The 20,147-nt window shown below is 70.2% G+C and carries 15 protein-coding genes; 4 read left to right on the top strand and 11 right to left on the bottom strand.

Annotated features, from left to right (window positions below):
- Nucleotides 1–95: 95 nt before the first annotated feature.
- The 3 genes from GWI24_RS19810 to GWI24_RS19820 are packed head-to-tail and all read right to left on the bottom strand — an operon-like array spanning nt 96 to nt 3,494.
- Complete coding sequence (locus GWI24_RS19810) at nt 96–1,841, bottom strand: AAA family ATPase (RefSeq protein WP_210947261.1); 1,746 nt, start codon at nt 1,839–1,841, stop codon at nt 96–98.
- Nucleotides 1,842–1,857: 16 nt separating this feature from the next.
- Nucleotides 1,858–2,562, bottom strand: a complete 705-nt coding sequence (gene cpaB, locus GWI24_RS19815; protein ID WP_210947262.1) for a Flp pilus assembly protein CpaB — start codon at nt 2,560–2,562, stop codon at nt 1,858–1,860.
- Between the two features lie 26 nt (nt 2,563–2,588).
- Nucleotides 2,589–3,494, bottom strand: coding sequence for a hypothetical protein (locus GWI24_RS19820; protein ID WP_210947263.1), 906 nt, complete (start codon nt 3,492–3,494; stop codon nt 2,589–2,591).
- Nucleotides 3,495–3,776: 282 nt separating this feature from the next.
- Between GWI24_RS19820 and GWI24_RS19825 the strand changes: the two genes are divergently transcribed.
- Together GWI24_RS19825 and GWI24_RS19830 are read left to right on the top strand one after the other, a co-directional pair.
- A complete protein-coding gene (locus tag GWI24_RS19825; protein ID WP_210947264.1) occupies nt 3,777–5,540 on the top strand; it encodes a chitinase in 1,764 nt (587 codons plus the stop codon).
- A 216-nt stretch (nt 5,541–5,756) separates the two neighbouring features.
- Entirely contained in the window at nt 5,757–6,767 is a 1,011-nt protein-coding gene (locus GWI24_RS19830) for a chitinase (protein ID WP_210947265.1), read from the top strand.
- Nucleotides 6,768–6,867: 100 nt separating this feature from the next.
- Here GWI24_RS19830 and GWI24_RS19835 read toward each other — a convergent pair whose 3' ends face one another.
- Nucleotides 6,868–7,746: a serine protease gene (locus GWI24_RS19835; protein WP_210947266.1), complete on the bottom strand. Its 879-nt coding sequence runs from the start codon at nt 7,744–7,746 to the stop codon at nt 6,868–6,870.
- 126 nt (nt 7,747–7,872) lie between these two features.
- Between GWI24_RS19835 and GWI24_RS19840 the strand changes: the two genes are divergently transcribed.
- A complete protein-coding gene (locus tag GWI24_RS19840) occupies nt 7,873–9,234 on the top strand; it encodes a M14 family metallopeptidase (protein WP_210947267.1) in 1,362 nt (453 codons plus the stop codon).
- Nucleotides 9,235–9,318: 84 nt separating this feature from the next.
- Here GWI24_RS19840 and GWI24_RS19845 read toward each other — a convergent pair whose 3' ends face one another.
- The 7 genes from GWI24_RS19845 to GWI24_RS19875 form a co-directional block, all read right to left on the bottom strand.
- Nucleotides 9,319–12,069, bottom strand: coding sequence for a bifunctional YncE family protein/alkaline phosphatase family protein (locus tag GWI24_RS19845; RefSeq protein WP_210947268.1), 2,751 nt, complete (start codon nt 12,067–12,069; stop codon nt 9,319–9,321).
- 5 nt (nt 12,070–12,074) lie between these two features.
- Nucleotides 12,075–13,451 (bottom strand): ABC transporter permease, encoded by a 1,377-nt coding sequence (locus GWI24_RS19850; RefSeq protein WP_210947269.1) that lies wholly within the window; start codon nt 13,449–13,451, stop codon nt 12,075–12,077.
- Nucleotides 13,448–14,389: an ABC transporter ATP-binding protein gene (locus tag GWI24_RS19855; RefSeq protein ID WP_210947270.1), complete on the bottom strand. Its 942-nt coding sequence runs from the start codon at nt 14,387–14,389 to the stop codon at nt 13,448–13,450. The genes GWI24_RS19850 and GWI24_RS19855 overlap by 4 nt, the downstream gene beginning before the upstream one ends.
- Before the next feature lie 316 nt (nt 14,390–14,705).
- A complete protein-coding gene (locus tag GWI24_RS19860) occupies nt 14,706–16,178 on the bottom strand; it encodes a GntP family permease (protein WP_210947271.1) in 1,473 nt (490 codons plus the stop codon).
- 210 nt (nt 16,179–16,388) lie between these two features.
- The gene (locus GWI24_RS19865; RefSeq protein WP_210947272.1) at nt 16,389–16,802 is read right to left on the bottom strand and encodes a RidA family protein; all 414 of its coding nucleotides are present in this window, start codon (nt 16,800–16,802) and stop codon (nt 16,389–16,391) included.
- Complete coding sequence (locus GWI24_RS19870) at nt 16,799–17,620, bottom strand: IclR family transcriptional regulator (protein ID WP_210947273.1); 822 nt, start codon at nt 17,618–17,620, stop codon at nt 16,799–16,801. The genes GWI24_RS19865 and GWI24_RS19870 overlap by 4 nt, the downstream gene beginning before the upstream one ends.
- A complete protein-coding gene (locus GWI24_RS19875) occupies nt 17,617–18,774 on the bottom strand; it encodes a sugar kinase (RefSeq protein ID WP_210947274.1) in 1,158 nt (385 codons plus the stop codon). Before GWI24_RS19875 ends, GWI24_RS19870 begins: the two co-directional genes overlap by 4 nt.
- 145 nt (nt 18,775–18,919) lie before the next feature.
- Between GWI24_RS19875 and GWI24_RS19880 the strand changes: the two genes are divergently transcribed.
- On the top strand, nt 18,920–20,147 hold a 1,228-nt coding region (locus tag GWI24_RS19880; protein WP_210947275.1), incomplete at its 3' end, for an alanine racemase.

Below are 20,147 nucleotides of genomic sequence, written 5' to 3' on the forward strand. Positions count from 1 at the left end.
GCACGACGGCCGGGGGCGTGGCCGCGCCCGGGCGGGCACGACGGCGGGGCGCCGTCGCCGGGCGTCCGGAGAGGGGAGGGTGGTGACGGGTCATCTCACTCTCCTCCGCCCGCCAGGTCGGTCTCGTCCGCCGCGCCCGCGGTGCCCGTGACCGTCCAGGGGAAGTCGGCGGCGCCCGGGAAGAGGATCGGGACGTGGAGCCTGACCGTGGCCTTGTAGACCGTGCCGTCGCCGCCGCCGCAGTCGATGTCGGCGGTCCAGGAGCCGGGGATGTCCTTCGCGGCCGCGTCCTGGCAGGCGCCCGCGCCCTTGGCGGCGCCCGCGCGGGCGCCCTTGTCGGCGGAGTTGCCCGCCAGTGAGTAGGTGTAGCCCACCAGCACCAGCTGCCAGATGACCGCGAGCACGATCAGGGCCAGCGGCAGGACGCCGAGGAACTCGACCGTCACCTGACCGCGGTCGCCGCCGCCCCGCTTGCGCAGGAAGCCCCTGGTGGACGGCGGGGCGATCTCGTTCAGCGCGTCGGTGCCGTCACCCACGCTGCCCTGCGCCGGGTCGCCGCCCGCCGCTATGGCATGGCGCCGCCGCAGCCCCGGCAGGGCGCGCTCGCCGCCGCCCCCGGCCGCGTGTCCGCCCCGGTGGCCGGCGCGGCGGCCACCGCCCGGGGGCGCCGCCTCCACCAGGCCCAGCTCACCGGCCAGCCCCCACAGCGCCTGCTTGACGGCCGACTTGGCGTCCAGGTCGTGCATCCGGCCCGAGTCGACGGCGGGTTGCAGCTCCTTGAATCCGGCCGGGATCGCCGTGCGCGCCACCGTCGTGCCGGTGGCCCGCTGGACCAGCTGCGGCTGGATCTCCGCGCTGCGGGAGTGCCGGTTGACCACGGTCACGGTCTCCTCCGCCTTGCGGATCTGGAGCCGGTCCCACAGCCGGACCATGCGCTTGGCGGCGCGCACCGCGACCACGTCCGGGGTGGTCACCAGCAGCGCGATGTCCGCGAGCTCCACGGCGGCGGCGCCCGCGGAGGTCATCTGCGTACCGCAGTCGACGATTACGACCTCGAAGCGCGACCGCAGCGCGCCGATGACCTGGCGGGCGGTGCCGTCGGTCACCTCCTCGCCGCGCTCGCCCTCGCCCGGCGCGAGCAGCAGCCCGAGCCCGGTCTGGTGGGTGAACACCGCGTCCTGGAGCACCCGCGGCGAGATGTCGTTGATCTGCGCCAGATCGGCGATCGAGCGCCGGAACTGGACATCGAGGTACGAGGCGATGTCCCCGGACTGGAGGTCCATGTCGACCAGCGCGACCTTACGGCCCGCGGCCCGCGCGGCGAGCGCGAGCTGTACGGCGGTCACGGTGGTGCCCACCCCGCCCTTGGCGCCCGCGACCGCGACCAGCTTGCCGCCGGGTCCGGCGGGATACGGATCGCCGCCGCCCCCGAGATGGCGCCGCACGCCGGTGGCCCACTGGGCGGCGCCCTGGACTCGGGCCGCCAGCTCCTCGTACGCCAGCGGTATCCCGGCGATGCCGCGGGCCCCGGCGTCCATGGCGGCCGAGTACAGCGCGGGTCCCGCGTCGGCGGTCACCAGCACCACGCCCACCGCCGGGAAGCGCAGCGCGATCTCGCGGATCAGCTCCAGCGCCGGGGCCGGGCCGATGCGCTCATGGACGAGGACGACCTCCGGCAGCTCCTCCAGGGAGGCGGCGGCCAGCGAGGCGAGGGTGTCGAGCAGCTGGGTCGAGTCGCCCACCGGCGCCGACGGTTCGACACCGGGCAGCTGGCCGAGCAGCCCGCTGAGGGAGTGGGCGGCGTCGGGGTCGCCGACGGCCGGCAGAAGTCTGATCGTCACCGCGGCACCTCCTCACTCATTTGTCGCCGTCGAGGGTGTAGGTGCGGTCGTCGGGGTCTATGGAAGGGCCCCCGCCGGGCGCGACCAGCGCGAGCCGCACATGCGAGGCGAATGACTCGGCGTACGCGACGCGCTGGGCGTTCCTGGTGTCGAGCGCGAAGGTGATCGGCACGGCCTCGTTGATCCGCCGCTTGTCGTCCTGGTCGGGCTCCAGGGCGGTGATCTTGCCGAGGTCGAGCACCTCGGCGCCCGCGACGATCAGCTTGGAGACCGGCTTCTCGCCCTGGGTGCTGCCCTCGAAGGTGGCGTAGATGTTGACCCGCGCCCCTGGAGTGATCTTGCCCGCGACGCCGGTCGCCGCGTCGACCATGATCGCGATCTCCTGCTGCCCGGGCTTCAGGGCGGGCCGGTTCACGATCATGTCGCGCTGGAGCAGCGACCCCTTGGTCAGCTGGGTCACCGCGATCTTCCCGCGTAGCTCGTCGAGATCGGTGACGGCGGTGGACGGCACATAGCGCTTGGGCATCGAGACCTTCTCGAACTCCCCGGCTTCCAGCGCCTTGTACGGCTTGACGTCCGAGGTGAGCTTGTAGGCCGTGGTCTCGGGGCCGACCTTCGACTCCACGTCGTTGACGACGGAGAGGACTCCGGCGAAGGCGCCGACGGCGCACAGGACCGACAGGAGCAGCAGGATGACTCCGCGGCGCTGGCGTGAATTCATGGGTCGCACAACCTCGTTCGGGGACGTTACCGGCTGGTCAGGGCGGGACGTTGGGACGTGAGCAGTGCGGGGATCTCATCGCCGCGGGCCACCGGGCAGGAGCAGAAGGCGCAGCGGTCGCCGATGAGTTCGAAGCCGCACCAGTGGCATTCCTCTCTCCGTACGGAGGCCACGAGCTGGTAGAGGACCGTGAGGTCGGGGATGGCCGCGGCGAACTCGATCAGCTTCGGGGTGCCCCACCAGCGCGCCGACTCGGCGGGCAGCGGCACCTCCGCCACACCGCGTACGCCCCAGGCGGGGGCGAGGGCGCCGGTGACCCAGTCGTCGTGGCCCGCGCCGCCGTCACCGTAACCATGGCTGCTGAGCTGGCCCCGGGCGATCGTCATGGAGGTGGCGTACCCGGGGGCGGGCAGCTCGGTCGCGCCGCCGACCTTGACCAGGTGCGGGGTGGGGTGGGCGAGCACGCCGAAGTGGGCGCCGGGCACCCAGGACTTGACGTGCGAGGTGAGGCTGACCGGGACCCGGTCCAGCTTGGCGACGCTGCCCAGCAGGGCGCCCGCGTGGATGTAGTGGGAGAGCAGCCGGGCGGCGCACGCCAGGACGCCGGGGCTGAAGTCGGATATGGACAGCTGGCGCAGCTGACGGGCTAATACGGCGACGGCCAGCGGGGGCAGTTCGAGCGGCAGCAGCGCCATCCGGTCGCTCTCCAGGACGGAGCGCACGGTGTGGAGCCTGCGGACCACGGCCGCGGGGGTCGCGGCGGGGTAGAGCACGACAAGATAACCCTGCTGGTCGAGGAGGGTCGCGACCTCGGCGAGGGCGTCGTCGAGTGACTGTGCGTCCGGCGGGCGGAGCACGACGGCCGACGGGGTCTGCCCGTCGGGCGGCGGAAGCACCAGCTCGCGGCCGGTGACTGCTATCGCGGTGGGCACGTCGGCTACCCCGTCTCACATCGGCGCCGAGCGGCGGCGGCCGCAGGTCGTTACTGCCCCTGTCTCGTTACTGCCCCTGTCCTGGTGCGTCGTCACTTTATCCACGAAAACGGCGTGAGAGAACAGTTCCTCTGGGTTACGCACTCCAGGCCCGATCCTTCAGTGCGCGCATCCCCTTGACAAGGGCATTGGTCTGGACCACGTTACGTTCACACGGTGGCCACCGTCCGCAATCTCCTCCTTCACGCCGGCTTCCCAACGGATTCCCCCACGGAGGCAGTCATGGACCGTGCCCCACACCCCCGCACCACCCGACTCAGACGCAACATCGCCCGGCTGACCGGCGCGTTCACCGCAACCGCGCTGGGCGCGACCGCACTTGTCGCCCTCGGCGGCACCGCATCGGGCGCCACCTCAAGCGCCACCTCGCGCGCCGCCCAGGGCACCGCCTCAAGTGCCGCGGCCGCCAACCTCGCCCAGAACCCCGGCTTCGAGTCCGGCCTCAGCGGCTGGACCTGCTCGGCGGCGAGCGGCACCACGGTCGCGAGCCCCGTCCACAGCGGCTCGGCCGCCCTCAAGGCCACCCCGGCGGGCTCGGACAACGCCCGCTGCGCCCAGACCGTGGCCGTCAAGCCCAACTCCTCGTACACCCTCAGCGCCTGGGTCCAGGGCAGCTATGTGTACCTCGGCGCGAGCGGCACCGGCACCACCGACGTCTCGACCTGGACGCCCTCCGCGACCGGCTGGCAGCAGCTCAGCACCAGCTTCACCACCGGCGCCGGCACCACCTCGGTGACCGTCTACACCCACGGCTGGTACGGCCAGCCCGCCTACTACGCCGACGACATCAGCCTGACCGGCCCCGGCGGCGACCCCGGCGACCCGGTGCCGGGCGCGCCGAGCGGGCTCAAGGCCGGCGCCGTCACCTCGTCCTCCGTCGATCTGTCCTGGTCCCCGGTCACCGGGGCGACCGGCTACAACGTCTACCGCGACGGCTCCAAGGTGCAGTCGGTCGGCGGCACTTCCGCGACCGTGACCGGGCTGTCGCCGTCCACCTCGTACCAGTTCCAGGTCACCGCCACCAACGCGGCGGGCGAGTCGCCCAGGTCGGCCGCCGTCACCGGCACCACCTCCGCCGGAAGCGGCGGGGGCGGGGGCGGCACCGTGCCCAAGCACGCGGTCACCGGCTACTGGCAGAACTTCAACAACGGCGCGGCCGTGCAGAAGCTGCGCGAGGTCCAGGACCAGTACGACATCATCGCGGTGGCGTTCGCGGACGCCACCGGCACCCCCGGAGCGGTCGACTTCACCCTCGACCCCGCCGTCGGCTACGGCAGCGAGCAGCAGTTCAAGGACGACATCAAGGCCAAGCAGGCGGCCGGGAAGTCCGTCGTGATCTCCATCGGCGGCCAGAACGGCACGGTCTCGATCAACGACTCGACCTCCGCCGACAACTTCGCCAACTCCGTCTACGCCCTGATGCGCGAGTACGGCTTCAACGGCGTCGACATCGACCTGGAGAACGGCCTCAACGCCACCTATATGACCCAGGCGCTGCGCTCCCTGTCGGCGAAGGCCGGGTCCGGCCTGGTGATCACCATGGCCCCGCAGACCATCGACATGCAGTCCACGTCCAACGCCTACTTCCAGACGGCGCTGAACATCAAGGACATCCTGACGGTGGTCAATATGCAGTACTACAACAGCGGCTCGATGCAGGGCTGCGACGGCAAGGTCTACTCACAGGGCTCGGTCGACTTCCTCACCGCCCTCGCCTGCATCCAGCTGGAGGGCGGGCTGTCCCCGTCCCAGGTCGGCCTCGGCCTGCCCGCCTCGACGCGCGGCGCGGGCAGCGGCTATGTCTCCCCGACGGTCGTGAACAACGCCCTGGACTGTCTGGCCCGCGGTACGAACTGCGGCTCCTTCAAACCGTCCCGGACCTACCCTGGTCTGCGCGGCGCGATGACCTGGTCCACCAACTGGGACGCGACGGCGGGTAACGCGTGGTCGAACGCGGTGGGCCCCAAGGTCCACGGTCTGCCATAGCGTGACGCGGCCCCGTTCGCGGGGAGGGGCCAAGGGGGCCGGGAGCGCGACCGCTCTTGGCCCCCTCATCCGCATTTTTCACCCTCACGTGCAGGGAAGACGTCGTGCGGGCTTGACAACGCTATTGGTCTGGACCACCTTATACGCACGCCACAGGGGCCCCTGAACGCGCACTGGCACCACCTCCCCCACATCCCCCCACGTACGGAGGCTGTCGTGGTACGCGCACAGTTCACCAAGCGGCTGCTCGGAGCCGCCGCAGTCGTCGCCCTCGCCGCAGGAGGGCTCATATCCGCCGGCTCGGCCAACGCGTCCGAGGAGCACCCGGACGCGGGGCAGCACGCCGCCGCCGTCCCCGAGCACGCCGTCACCGGCTACTGGCAGAACTTCGACAACGGCGCGACGAAGCAGAAGCTCTCGGACGTCCCGGACGACTACGACATCATCGCGGTGGCCTTCGCCGACGCCACCGGCTCCCCCGGAGCGGTCGACTTCAAGCTCGACCCCGCCACCGGCTACAGCGACGAGCAGCAGTTCAAGGACGACATCAAGGCCAAGCAGGCGGCCGGGAAGTCCGTGATCATCTCCGTCGGCGGCGAGAAGGGCACCATCTCGGTCAGCGACGACGCCTCGGCGGACGCCTTCGCCTCCTCCATCACCGGCCTGATGGACAAGTACGGCTTCGACGGCGTCGACATCGACCTCGAGAACGGCGTCAACTCCACGTACATGACCAAGGCCCTCAAGGCCGTCCACGACAAGAAGAGCGATGTCGTGGTCACCATGGCGCCGCAGACGATCGACATGCAGTCGGCGTCCACCGAGTACTTCAAGACCGCCCTGGGGATCAAGGACTTCCTGACGGTGGTCAACATGCAGTACTACAACAGCGGCTCGATGCAGGGCTGTGACGGGAAGGTCTACTCGCAGGGCTCGGTCGACTTCCTCACCGCCCTCGCCTGCATCCAGCTCGAGAACGGCCTCGACCCGTCCCAGGTGGGCATCGGCGTGCCCGCCTCCACCAGCGGCGCTGGCTCCGGCCATGTCGAGCCGGGCGTCGTCAACGACGCCCTGGACTGCCTCGCCAAGGGCTCCGGCTGCGGCTCCTTCAAGCCGTCCAAGACCTACCCCGGCATCCGTGGCGCGATGACCTGGTCCACCAACTGGGACGCGGCCAACGGGAACGCCTGGTCGAAGGCGGTCGGCCCGCACGTCCACGGGCTGTAGGCCCGGCGGGCTTCAGCCCTACAGGGCGCGAACGACAGTTCGTCGTACGCCGGTGCGCCCCGCCCATGGCAGGCGGGGTGCACTGGCGTACGGGTGTTCGCTAGGGCTTGGGCAGCACACAGCCCGCCAGGTTGAGGTCGATCTTGTTGCCGGTGGTCACGCACTTGGTGATGGAGTAAGTCTCCTGGGCGTAGTTGATGCCCTGGCGCACCGTCACCGTGCCGTTCTCGTCCACCTCGCACGGGTTGTTGAGGGTGCAGCGGCCGCCGTCCTCGTTGCCCGTGTTGTTGACGGCCACGACCTTGCCGGACGCCGGGTCGACGACGGGAGAGCCCGACGTTCCGCCGATCGTGTTACAGGCGGAGGTGTAGCGGACCGAGTCCTTCCAGGTCCAGTCCCCCTCCTTAAGGCGATATGCAAATCCGTCGATATTGCAGGAGTAGATCTTCTTCCAGTAACCGGAGACCACATTGATGGCGGAGCCCTGGGTCGGGTGGCTGTCCGACAGCTGCAGTGCCTTGATGCCGTACGACGACTGGATCTGGGCGTACGTGGACGTCAGCTGGTACAGCGAGATGTCGGTGTCGGTCATCGTCGCGTACGCGACCTTGCTCGCCCGGACGGTGCCGGCCCGGCCGCCCGAGGCGGTCAGCAGGGTGAAGCTCCGACTGGACGGCTGGTCGACGATCACCTCTCCCGCGCCGGGGAAGCCGCTCTCCAGGCAGTGGCCGTTGGAGAGGACGAGCGCGGGGTCGCTGTCGGCCGAGCCCGGCGTGCGGACGACGGAGCCGGAGCAGTTGCTGAGCGCCACCGTGCCCGCGAAGTCGACCGCCTTCGGGGCCTTGGCGGAGACCTTGGCGGGGGCCTTGGCCGGGGCCTTGGCGGGGGACGCGGCCGTCGCGGGCGCCGCGCCCGCGCCGACGAGGGTCGCGCCGCCCAGTAACAGGGCCGAGAGCACACCGACGAGAGGTCTGTTCATGCGGGGGGTTCCTTCCCTCGATGAGAGATTCCTTCGGCTTCGACCATTTCCCACCCTTGCGCATGTCATGCGCATGGCCGAACACTGGCGCAGCAGTCGCTCGCCCTTAACCCCCCAGGAGATGTCATGCGACGTCGCATCAGCGGTAGACGGGCCACCGCCCTCACCGCCTTGCTCACCCTCGCACTCGCCGCACCCATGGCAGCTCAGGCCGACGATCCCAGCCCACGGCCCGGCACCGAGCGCACCGCCCCATCGGCCGGCCGGGCCGCCGCCGACCAGGACGTGCGGCAGTACGAGGTCTCCGGCCCCGCCACCAAGGCCGACCGCTCCGCGGTCGCCGCCACCGGGGTGTCCATCGACGAGGTGGACGCCCGCTCCCTGGTCGTCACCGCCGACCCGGCGCAGGCCAAGCGGCTGCGCGCGCTCGGCTACCGGCTCACCGCGCTCCAGGGCCCGCCCGACCGCAATGAGGGCAGGTCGGCCAAGCCGTTTGACTTCCCGTCATCCGATGCGAAGTACCACAACTACGCCGAAGCGAACGCCGAGATCAACGCGGCGGTGGCCAAGTATCCGTCGATTCTCAGCAAGCGCGTCATCGGAAAGTCGTACGAGGGCCGCGACATCGTCGCCCTCAAGATCAGCGACAACGTGGCCACGGACGAGAGCGAGCCCGAGGTCCTCTTCACCGCCCATCAGCACGCCCGTGAGCACCTTACGGTGGAGATGGCGCTCTATCTGGTGCGGCAGTTCACCGAGGGCTACGGCAGCGACTCCCGGATCACAAACGCCGTCAACGGCCGGGAGATCTGGATCGTCCCCGACGTGAACCCGGACGGCGGCGAGTACGACATCGCCACCGGCTCCTACCGAAGCTGGCGCAAGAACCGCCAGCCCAACTCCGGCTCCTCGGCCATCGGCACCGACCTCAACCGCAACTGGGACTTCAAGTGGGGCTGCTGCGGCGGCTCCTCCGGCTCGCCCAGCTCGGAGACCTACCGCGGCCCCCGCGCCGCCTCCGCCCCCGAGGTGAAGGTCGTCGCCGACTTCGCGCGCAGCCGGGTCGTCGACGGCAAGCAGCAGATCAAGGCCGCGATCGACTTCCACACCTACAGCGAACTGGTGCTGTGGCCCTTCGGCTGGACGTACGACGAAACCACCACCGGCATGACGCGGGACGACTACGACGCCTTCGCCGCGGTCGGCAAGAAGATGGCCGCGAGCAACGGCTACACCCCCGAGCAGTCGAGCGAGTTGTACATCACCGACGGCGCGATCGACGACTACCTGTGGGGCAACCAGAAGATCTTCGCCTACACCTTCGAGATGTACCCGACCTCCTCCGGCGCCGGCGGCTTCTACCCGCCCGACGAGGTCATCGACCGCGAGACCAGCCGCAACCGCGACGCGGTGCTCCAACTCGTGGAGAACGCGGACTGCATGTACCGGTCCATCGGCAAGGAATCGCAGTACTGCACCGGAACCTGAGCCAGGCCGCACGGCCCGACGCGAGCGCCGTCCCGGCGGGGAGCCCACCGGGACGGCGCCTCACGAGGGCCCCGAGCGTGGTCGTCAGCCGTCGTTCTCCGCCGACGGGATGTAGGCGCCCGGCACGTCCTGAGGAGCGTAGATCTTCTTCTCACCCGGGTACGGCTTCGCCCAGTTGTGCGTCTCGTACCACGTGAGGTGGTTCATCTGGGCGGGGGGAGCGTAGTCCGGAACGGCGTTGGGACCGGTCAGCCGCTGCTTCGACTTCCACTGGTCCCACTCGGCGGCGACGTTCTTCATGTCCGCCGGCACCGAGGCCGACGGCACGGCCGCCGCCTTCGGGCTCTGCGCCGCGGGGGTGTCCAGACCACAGGACGGCGCGGTCTTCACACCGTCGGTCAGCGAGGTCCGGTTGGGCAGCACCTTGAACGGCGTGAAGTCCGGGCGCTGGGTGAACGCCGAGGCCATCGGGGTGGCCGCGGTGTCCTTCTGGTTCATCGGCTGGATCCCGAGGATCTGCTCGATGGTCCGCACCATGTTGATCTGCGAGTAGTAGTGGCTGTCCACCGTGGAGTGCTTGGCCCAGGGGCTGATGACCTGGACCGGGGCACGGTGGCCGTCGACGTGGTCGAGACCCGCCTGGGAGTCGTCCTCGACAACGAAGATCGCCGAGTCCTTCCAGTACTTGCTGTGCGAGATCTTGTCGACGATCTGCCCCACGGCGAGGTCGTTGTCCGCGACCTGGGAGGCAGGGCTCACCGGGCCACCGGTGTGGTCGCTGGAGAGCCAGAACATGTTCAGGTTCGCCGGTCCGTTCTTCTCGAAGTCCTGCTTCCAGATCTGTGCCCGGTAGACGTCCGGGACGCTGGTGTCGAACTTCGGGAAGCCGTGCACCGACACGTCGTTGAGCGACGGGATGGGCGAGCTCGAGTTCAGCGGGTAGGCGGTGTCCTGACCGGTCGCGGCCATGTTCTTGGTGTCGCAGTAAAGGTTCTGCCAGCTGGCGCCCGACGGCTTGGTCAGGAATTGCTGGAACTCACCGAAGTTCCGGACGGACTTGCCGGCCGCCTGCGCACCGGTCCAGATGAAGCCGGTCTTCTGGTGGCCGAGGGCGTCGTCCTCGGTGTCGTAGCTGCGGGTGTACTCACCGGCGGAGGACTCGGTGTACTCCGGGTTGTCGGACTGCATCAGCCAGTTGTGACCCTCGGCGGAGTTGGTGCCGATGTCGTACGTGTTGTCGTACAGGCCGAACTGCTTGGCCAGGGCGTGCTGGTTCGGCGTGACGTTCTCGCCGAACTCGGTCAGCGACGGGTCGCCGTTGCCCTTCGGCATGTCACCGAAGACCTGGTCGTAGGTCCGGTTCTCCTTGACGAGCAGGAAGACGTGCTTGATCGTCGAGGGGTCGCCGAGCTTGACCGGGACCGGCACCGGCTTGGCCGGGGTGCCGTCGGACTTCTTGAGCGACTCGCCGTCCCAGCCGTTCTGCTTGAAGACCTTGCCGGTGTAGGACCTGATCACGCTGTCGTCGGGCAGCGTGAACCGCTGCACGCTCGACGTCGTGTCGTGGGTGCCGTGACCGCCGGTGGCCTTACGGCGGGCGTCGATGCCTCGGGTGTTGGAGACGTACACCTGGTTGCCGGAGGTGGTGATCTCCGAGGGGAAGTAGTCCGTGGGGAGCAGGCCGACGTAAGAGACCGGCTCCTGTGCGGAGGTGTACTTGTAGACGGCGACGGCGTTGGCGCGGCCGAGGGTCACCAGCAGGTGGCCGTCGTCGGTGAGGGTCACCGCGTCGGGCTCGTAGCCCACCCGGGACTTGGCCCACGGCTGGGTGGAGATGGTCTGGACGACCTTGTCCTTCGCCGTGTCGATGACCGACACGTTGTTGTCGGCGGTGTTGGTGACGAACACCACGCCGTTCTTGGCGTATACGGCGGTCGGGTGCAGACCGACCTCGATGCTGGAGACCGCGGCGTCCTGGTTCGCCAGGTCGATGACGCTGACCGTGCCGCTGGTGGTGGCAGCGGTCTTCTGGTCGGCGAGTACCTGCGTACCGTACGAGTTGATCGTGGGCTCGCCGGGCTTGGCCGGGCGACCGCCCTCGTTACTCACGTAGAGCTTGTTGCCGACGACGGCCATGCCACGCGGGGCGTTGCCCACGTTCCAGCTCTGCTTGATGGTCCCGGTCGCGGCGTCGATGGCGACGACCCGGTTCTGGCCGTTGACCGCGGAGTACACGGTCTTGCCATCGGCCGCGAACACGGCCGCGCCCACCAGGGCACGCTTGGAGCCGTCCGCCGGGATGGTGACGGTCCGCGGGCCGGAGACGCCGCCGTCCGCGTTCACGGTGAACACGGTGTAGCCGTCCGGCTGGCCCAGCCACAGCTGCTTGCCGTCGGGCGAGTACGTCGGGCCTTCCTGGCCCACGTTGTTGCCGCTGATGCGGGGGTTCGACGACGCGGCGTTGCTGACGAGCTGCTGCGTCTTCCAGCTCTTCAGGTCCACGATGGCCAGGGCCGCGCCACCGTCGGTGACCGAGGCGGCCATGTGCGTGCCGTCCGGGCTGACCGAGGACGACATGATCTTGCCCTGGTTGATGACAAGACGGTCGCCGTACGGGGCGATGTACTGGTTGCTGGAGACGACCTGGCCGTTCTCGGTGACCTGACCGACCTGGTCCGTGCCGAACTGGTGGGTCTGCGCGAGCGCCGTGCCGGCGGCCACGAGGGCGACGGCAGTGGTGCCCGCCGTCAAAAGCGGTATCCGGCGGCCGATGCGTCTACTGATGAGGCTGATCCGAGCTTCCTCGACGAGCTTGCGGCGGCGAGTCACCTGCATGGGGTTTATCCCTTCGGGGTGGTGTCGAGCAGTTCGACGTTGCCGTCGAACTGCCACAGCGGGTTCGGCGCGTCCCCATCGGGGGTCCGCACCAGGAAGTAGCCGTTCACTTCCTTCGGTCCATCGCCATCGGCCATGAACCGGCCGTCCGGAGTGACGTCGAGTTGGTAGATGGCCTGTCCTGGGGCCTCAACGCCGGGAAGATGCCAGGTCACGACGCAGCGCCAGTCGTTGCCCGGGCCTTCCGCCGCGACCCTGGTGCTTCCCTTGTTGCACGACGCCGTGGTCTTCAACTGGGCCTCGGTGACGGCGGGTCGGTTGAGTTGGTCGGTCTGCATGCGGTACAGGTGCGCGAACGCCGTGGCGAGTGAGCGCTGCACCTTGTCCTGCTCGATCCCGGAGCCCGTCGCCGAGGTCGTCGCGGCGACGACCGCGAACGACGCGGCGGCCACCCCGACGAGCGGCAGGACTCCGACGGTGATCGCGCGGCGGCCCGAACCGTCGTGGGCCAGGTTGGTGAAGTCGCGCCGTACGAAGAGCACATACGCCAGCGCCGTCGCGACCACGGCCCATACGAGGCTGACGACGATGCCGATCAGCAGCGGGCCGAGTTGCTGGGGGCTGGTGAACAGACCGTTCCAGGAGATGAGGGCGTAGCTCGGCAGGGCGACGCGCACGGCCACCGGAAGCGGCAGCATCTGGGCGACCGCCATCGCGAGCGAGACGAGCACGGGCACCAGCAGCCCCATCGGGGACCGTCCCAGCGTGACCGACCCGAGGAAGCCGAGTGCGGCGAGCGCCAGGGTCGGGGCGAGGACGCAGACCCAGGAGAGCAGGACCTGGACGGCGGCGTCCGACGGTGCCAGGAGATGGCCGTCGAGACCGACCAGCGGCTGGTTGCCGACCACGAGGAGGCCGCCGACGGTGCTGGAGACCGCGAGCCCGGCCACGAGCAGCAGCAGGACGGTGAGACTGGCCACCGCCTTCGCCATGAAGATCCGCCGGGGCGAGCGGACCGCGACGAGCAGATGGCGCCAGGTGCCGAGCCGGTCCTCGGAGGCGAACACATCACCGGCCACGACCGAGGTCAGCAGCGGGAGCGCCCAGGTCCCCGCGAAACCGAGCATCACCAGCGGCCCGGCCCACCCGGAGGCGAGCATCCAGCGCCCGAAGAGGGTGTCGACGGGAAGCGTGCTCTGCTGGCTCACCCCGGCGACGAAGAGGGCGGGAGCGATCCAGCAGGCGAGGACCAGCAGGCGGATCCGCCACTGGGAGACGAGTTTGACGAACTCGAAGCGACAAGCGCGGGTGACGGGGACGCGACGGCCCCCGGTCACCCGCTCGGGTTCCCGTTCCCGGCTCTGGGTGAGGGTCGCGGTCATCTGCCCGCCTCCTGCTGTTCGGTGAGGGCGAGAAACGCGGCTTCGAGCGGCGACACCACGGGAGTGAGCTCGCGCAGCGCGACGCCCCGCTCCACGAGCCGCGCCACGAGTTGGTCGAGGGCGGGCACCAGGGCGCGTACGACGAGCGGTTCGGCGTCCCGCCGTACCCCGGCTTCGTCGACGACCTGGATACCCGGCGCGTCGTCCGCCAGCCGGCGCGCGGCCCGCGGGTCGGAGGTGAGCAGCCGGTAGTCGAGTTCACGGTTCTCGGTGGCCAGCTTGGTCAGCGGGCCGGAGAAGACGACGCGTCCGGCGGCGAGGATGGTCACCTCGGAACACAGCGCCTCGAGGTCGTCCATGTTGTGGCTGGAGAGCACCACGGCGGTTCCGTCGGCCGCGAGCCGGCTGAGGACACCGTGCACGTGCTTCTTGCCCGCCGGGTCGAGGCCGTTGGACGGTTCGTCGAGCACGAGCAGCCGGGGCCTGGTCAGCAGGGCGGCGGCGAGCCCGAGCCGCTGGCGCATGCCGAGGGAGAAGCCGCGGGTACGGTCGTCGGCGACGTCGGTGAGACCGACCTCGGCGAGTACGTCGTCGATCCCCGCCGTGCGCGCGTCGTGGCCGCGGAGCGCGGCCAGCGCGGCGAGGTTCCGCCGTGGGGTGAGCGAGGGGTAGAGGGCGGGGCCGTCCACGAAGCCGGCGACACCGTCGGGAGCGTCGAGTGCCCGCTCGACCGGTGTACCCAGGATCTCCAGGCGACCGCTGTCGGCCACCGCGAGCCCCAGCAGAAGGCCGAGCAACGTCGTTTTTCCGGCGCCGTTCGGTCCGACCAGGCCGTGGATCTGACCCGGTGTTACATCGAGATCGATGCCGTCCAGGGCGACGACATCACCGAAGCCCTTCGTGATACCGCGAGCCCGGATCGCGCGGAGTTCTTCCATGGGTCCCTTCCTTCAAATGCCTCAAGGACCCTATGGATTGATCATGCTGCTTATGGGGATGGAAAGTTGAATGTATGCGGAACATGAAACGACTTGGCATTCGCGACGTCGCCGCCGAGCGGGAGCCTTCCGTTTCGACCAGCATTCTTTGCCATCATTTGATCAAAGTTGGATGCTCCCATGAATGAGTTGCAATGGTGAATGTTGCGGCGAATGCCAACTGGGCACGGAGCGGAATTGAGCCAGAAGCGACGGCCCCCGAATCCCGGCGGTTTCTGCCGGGATTCGGGGGCCGCCGTCATGCGGGTGCCGTCCGCTAGATGACGACGCTCAGCAGGGCCGCCACCACGAATCCGGCCACGGACAGCACGGTCTCCAGGACCGTCCAGGACTTCAGCGTGTCGCTCTCGGAGATGCCGAAGTACTTCGCCACCATCCAGAAGCCGCCGTCGTTGACGTGCGAGGCGAAGATCGAGCCCGCCGAGATGGACATGATGACCAGCGCCAGATGGGCCTGCGAGTAGTCGCCACCGGAGAGCATCGGGGTGACGATGCCCGCCGTCGTGACGATCGCGACCGTCGCCGAGCCCTGGGCCACCCGGAGCACCACCGAGATCAGCCAGGCCAGCACGATGACCGGCAGGCCCGCGCTGTCGAAGGCGTCGGCCAGGGCCTGGGCGACACCGCTGCCCTTGAGCACCGCGCCGAAGACCCCGCCCGCGCCGACCACCAGGAGGATGTTGCCCACCGGCTTGAGGGAGGCGGTGGAGACGGTCTCCAGGGACTTGCGGGACCAGCCGCGCCGGATGCCCAGCAGGTAGTAGGCGAGGAGCAGGGCGATCGTCAGCGCCACGAAGGGGTGGCCGAAGAACTCGATGACCGAGCGGCCGGTGCTCGGGTCCAGCGCGATCGAGGAGAACGTCGCGCAGAGGATCAGCACCAGCGGGGTGCCGATGATCGCGAGAACCGTGGCCACCGAGACCGGCTGCTCGGCCGGGGTGGCGCCGGACGCGCGCTGCTGGGCCGCGACCGCCTCGCGGGACTCCTCGGCCGCCTCGACCATGTCCTGCGGTACGGGCACGAAGATGCGCTTGCCGATCCAGGCGGCGTAGCCCCACGCGGCCAGCACCGACGGGATGCCCACGACGATGCCCATCAGGATGACCCAGCCCAGGTCGACATGGAGCAGTCCGGCCGCGGCCACCGGGCCGGGGTGCGGCGGCAGGAAGGCGTGGGTCATGGACAACCCCGCGAGCAGCGGCATCGCGTAGAGCAGGATCGACTTGCCGCTGCGCTTGGCGGCCGCGTAGACGATCGGCGCGAGGACGAAGATGCCGACGTCGAAGAAGACGGGTATGCCGAAGATCAGGCCGGTGAGCCCCATCGCGAGCGGCGCCCGCTTCTCCCCGAAGAGGCCGAGCAGCCGGGCGCTGAGCGCCTCCGCGCCACCGGAGACCTCGAGGATCGCGCCGAGCATGGTGCCCAGGCCGATGATGATGGCTATGTGGCCGAGGATGCCGCCCATACCGGATTCGATGAGCGAGACGGCGTCGGACTTCTGGACCGTGCCGAAGAGTTCGGTGACCGAGAGACCGGCGGCCAGACCGACCGCGATGGAGACGCCGAGCAGCGCCACGAAGGGCTGCAGCCGGACCTTGATGATCAGGTAGAGCAGAAGGGCGATGCCGAGGGCGGCGACGGTCAGCAGACCGGCGGTGCCGTGGATGAGGGCGAGCAGACCACCGGTGTGGGGTGGGGTCTCGGCAGCGGGAGCGGCCGCGAGCAGCATGGGGAACTCCGGGATGTGGGTAGGGGGTATCGCCGCACGGCGGGGGGCCGCGCGCTGGGAAAACCTGGGTGCGGGTGATCAGGGCTCGAGCTTCCGACGACGGGGACGGTGAGGACGAGTCAGGGGTGGAACCCGCGGCGGGGCGGGGAAAGCTCCCGCCCGCCGCGGGGGTACGGGGGTCAGCCGCTTTGGGACCGGCTGTTTCGGGCGTCAGCCCAGGACCGCGAGGGCGTCGATCTCGACGAGCAGACCGGCCGGAAGGCCGACGTAGACCGTCGTACGGGCTGCCGGGGCCTCCTTCAGGTCGGCGAAGAACTCGTTGTAGATCTCGTTGAGTTCGGCGAAGTGGCCGGTGTCCGTGAGGTAGATCCGCACCATCATCACGTCCTCCCAGCTCGCGCCGCCCTCCTCCAGCACGGACTGCACATTGCGCAGGGTCTGCAGGGTCTGCTCGCGCAGGGTCGGCCCGACGGGGGTGGGTGCCTGGCCCGGGACGGCGGGGCCGAAGCCGACCTGACCGGCGACCTGGAGGATGTTCCCCTTCTTCACGCCGTGGGAGAACTTGGCGGGCGGGGTGGTGTGCGTGGCCGGGGTGATCGCGGTCTTCTGGAGCTTCTCGGTCATGAGGAGGTCTCCTCGGCTCTCTTCTCGGGTGTTTCTGCTGTTACTTGGGAGGGGTGCTGCGCGTCGTGGGACACCGGGGCGCCGCCCGAGTATTCCCGGCTGATCTCCTCCGCCGTGCGGCGCACCAGCGGCAGCAGGGAGAGGAGTTCGTCGGCGCTGACGACGACGTTCGGCGCCGACACCGAGCAGGCGGCGACGACCCGCCCGTCCGCTCCCCGGATGGGTGCCCCGACGCAGTTGATCGACTCCTCGTGGCCGCCGAAGTCGGTGGCCCAGCCCTGGTCGCGCACGGTCGCCAGCTCCTTGAGGAACGCGGCGGCGTTCGGCGTCGAACGGGGCGTGTACGCGGGGTAGGTGAGCCGCTCGGCCAGCGTCCGCCGCTCGGGCTCGGGCAGATCGGCCAGCAGCAGCTTGGCCACGGCGGCCACGGTGATGGCCACGGGCTTGCCGATCCGCGAGTACATCCGCACCGGGTAGCGGCTCTCCACCTTGTCGATGTAGAGCACCTCGTTCTCCTCGTACACCGCGAGGTGGACGGTGTGCCCGCAGCGTTCGTTGAGCGCCACCAGATGGGGGTGGGCGATCTCGCGGACGTCGAGGTTCTCGACCGCCTCCTGCGCGAGCGCGAAGAGGCGAGCGCCGAGGCGGTAGCGCTGGTCCTGCTGGCGGTAGACCATGCCGTGCTCATGGAGGGTGCGCAGCAGCCGCAGCGCGGTCGACTTGTGCACGCCCAGCCGCGTGGCGACCTGCTCCAGATTGGCCGGCCCCTCCGCCAGCAGCGGCAGGATGCTCAGCGCTCGGTCGACGGTCTGGCTCATGAGTCGGGTACCTCCACCGCTGCGGTCTCGGCCCACTTTTCGGCGGGACTCGGCAGATCTGTCCAGCCGGGGCCGAATCGCAGTGTGCCCCACCGCGTGGCATCGAGTGCTACCAGGTGGTCGGCGTGCGCACGGGAGGGCGGGGTGCCGAGGTCGCCGGGGACGGTGAGCGCGGCGGCGGCCATGAGGTGGCCGTGGCGCAGCCGTTCGGCGACCGGCAATCCGCGCAGGGTGCCGGAGAGGAAACCGGCGGCGAAGGCGTCGCCCGCGCCGACGGGGGCGACGACGTCGACGCGCGGGGCGGGTTCGAAGGTGACGTCGTCGGCGCCGTCGCCCGGGCGGCGGGCGTAGGCGGTGGCCCCGGCGCCGCCCTGCTTGACGACCAGCACCTCCGGCTCCGGCAGCGCGGCCCGTATGGCCTCCGGGCCGCGCACCCCCCAGACCGCCTCGGCCTCGTCCTCGCCGACGAAGACGAGGTCGCAGCGGCGGGCGAGGTCGAGCAGCACGGCGGGGCCGCTTTCGCCGCCGGCTCCCTCTTCCCTCTGCCAGAGCGAGATCCGGTAGTTGAGGTCGAAGGAGACGAGGGGCCGGCCGGGGGCGCGGGCGGTCAGCTCGCGCATCAGCGCGCGGCAGTCGCCGGAGAGGGCCGGGGTGATCCCGGTCAGATGGAGCACCCGGCCGGACCAGGCCCGCTCCCGGGGGATGAGCGCGGGGGACATGGCAGCGGCGGCGGATCCGGCCCGGTAGTAGAGCACTTCGGCGAGCGGTTCCGAGGCCGCCTCACCGCCGTCCCCGTCGACCGGCTCGGAGCCGACGGCACGCTCCCCCGCCGTACGGAAGTAGATCCCGGTGGGGCGGCGCGGATCGCGCTGGACGTACGCCGTGTCCACGCCGGTGGCCGCGATCTCCCGTACGAGGTGCTCGCCGAAGCCGTCCGTGCCCACCCGGCTGATCCAGCGCGCGCTGTGCCCGGCGCGGGCCAGACCACAGGCGACATTGGACTCGGCGCCGCCGATGCCCCGGGCGAAGGAGGGGACATCCGCCAGCCGGCCCGGTCGGGACGGCACGAAGGTGACCATCGACTCGCCGAGACATACGACATCGACGACGGCATCGACGGCATCGACGACTTCGCCGCTGGGGAGAGGGGACACGGTTGGTCTCGCTCCTCGTGGATGGACGGATGAGGGTCAGCCACACACCGTTGACCCGGTGCTGGGCGGGATGTTAGACAGCGCTAAGCGTTATGCGCAATGAACGTTGCAGAGATTGCAACCGGAATCGTTATGGAGGCGCTCCATGGCCACCGACCACCGCGACCAGGCCGTCGCCGCCCTCGCGCGGGAGCGCGTCGACCACCGCTTCAAGGGGCTGCCGCCGAACGCCGAGGGCCTTACGGTCGGCGAGCTCGCCGCCGAGCGGCGCTCCCTGTTCACCGGTGGCTTCACCACGCCCGTACTGGCGCTGTCGGCCGAGGCGCTGGAGCACAACCTGGTGGCGATGGAGCGCTACTCCGCCGCCCATGGGCTCGCCTTCGCCCCGCACGGCAAGACCTCCCTGGCCCCGCAGCTCTTCGAGCGCCAGCTCGCGCACGGGGCCTGGGGCATCACCGCGGCCGTCCCCACCCAGGTGCGGATCTACCGGGCCTTCGGCATCCAGCGGATCTTCCTCGCCAACGAGGTCGTCGACGCCGCCGCCCTGCACTGGCTCGCGGCCGAACTCGACGCCGACCCCGGTTTCCGCTTCATCGCCTACGTCGACTCGGTGCGCGGCGTGGAGCTGATGGACGCGGCCCTGCGGGAGGCGGGCGCACGGCGGCCGGTCGATGTGGTGGTCGAGCTGGGCGGCGGCGAGCGAGCGCGCACCGGGGTCCGTACGGAGGCGGAGTGCGCGGCGGTGGCCGACGCGGTCGCGGCCACCGGGACCCTGCGGCTGGTCGGGGTGGCCGGTTACGAGGGCGAGGTGCCGAAGCCGGACGGCGAGCGGGTACGGGCGTGGCTGCGCCGCCTCACGGCACTGGCGGCGGATTTCGACGCGGCGGGCCGCTTCGAGGACGTGGACGAGGTGGTCGTCAGCGCGGGCGGCAGCGCCTGGTTCGACGCGGTGGCGGACGTCTTCGCGGAGCTGCCGACGCTGTCGCGGCCGGTGCTGAAGCTGCTGCGCTCGGGGGCGTACGTCTCCCACGACGACGGCCACTACCGGCACATCACCCCCTTCAACCGCGTCCCGGAGGAGGGCGAGCTGCACCCGGCCTTCCGCCTGTGGGCCCAGGTCGTCTCGCGCCCCGAACCCGGCCAGGCCTTCCTGAACGCGGGCAAGCGCGACGCGGCCTACGACCTGGACATGCCCGAACCCCAACTCATCCGCTCCGCCCGGGACGCCTCCACCCGCCCCGCCACGGGCCTCACCATCACGGCCCTCTCCGACCAGCACGCCTGGGTCTCGGTCGCGGACGACACGGCCCTGGAGGTCGGCGACTGGGTGGCCCTGGGCCTCTCCCACCCCTGCACCAGCTTCGACAAGTGGC

It is taken from the genome of Streptomyces sp. MK37H, assembly GCF_018035285.1.
Taxonomy (GTDB): domain Bacteria; phylum Actinomycetota; class Actinomycetes; order Streptomycetales; family Streptomycetaceae; genus Streptomyces; species Streptomyces endocoffeicus.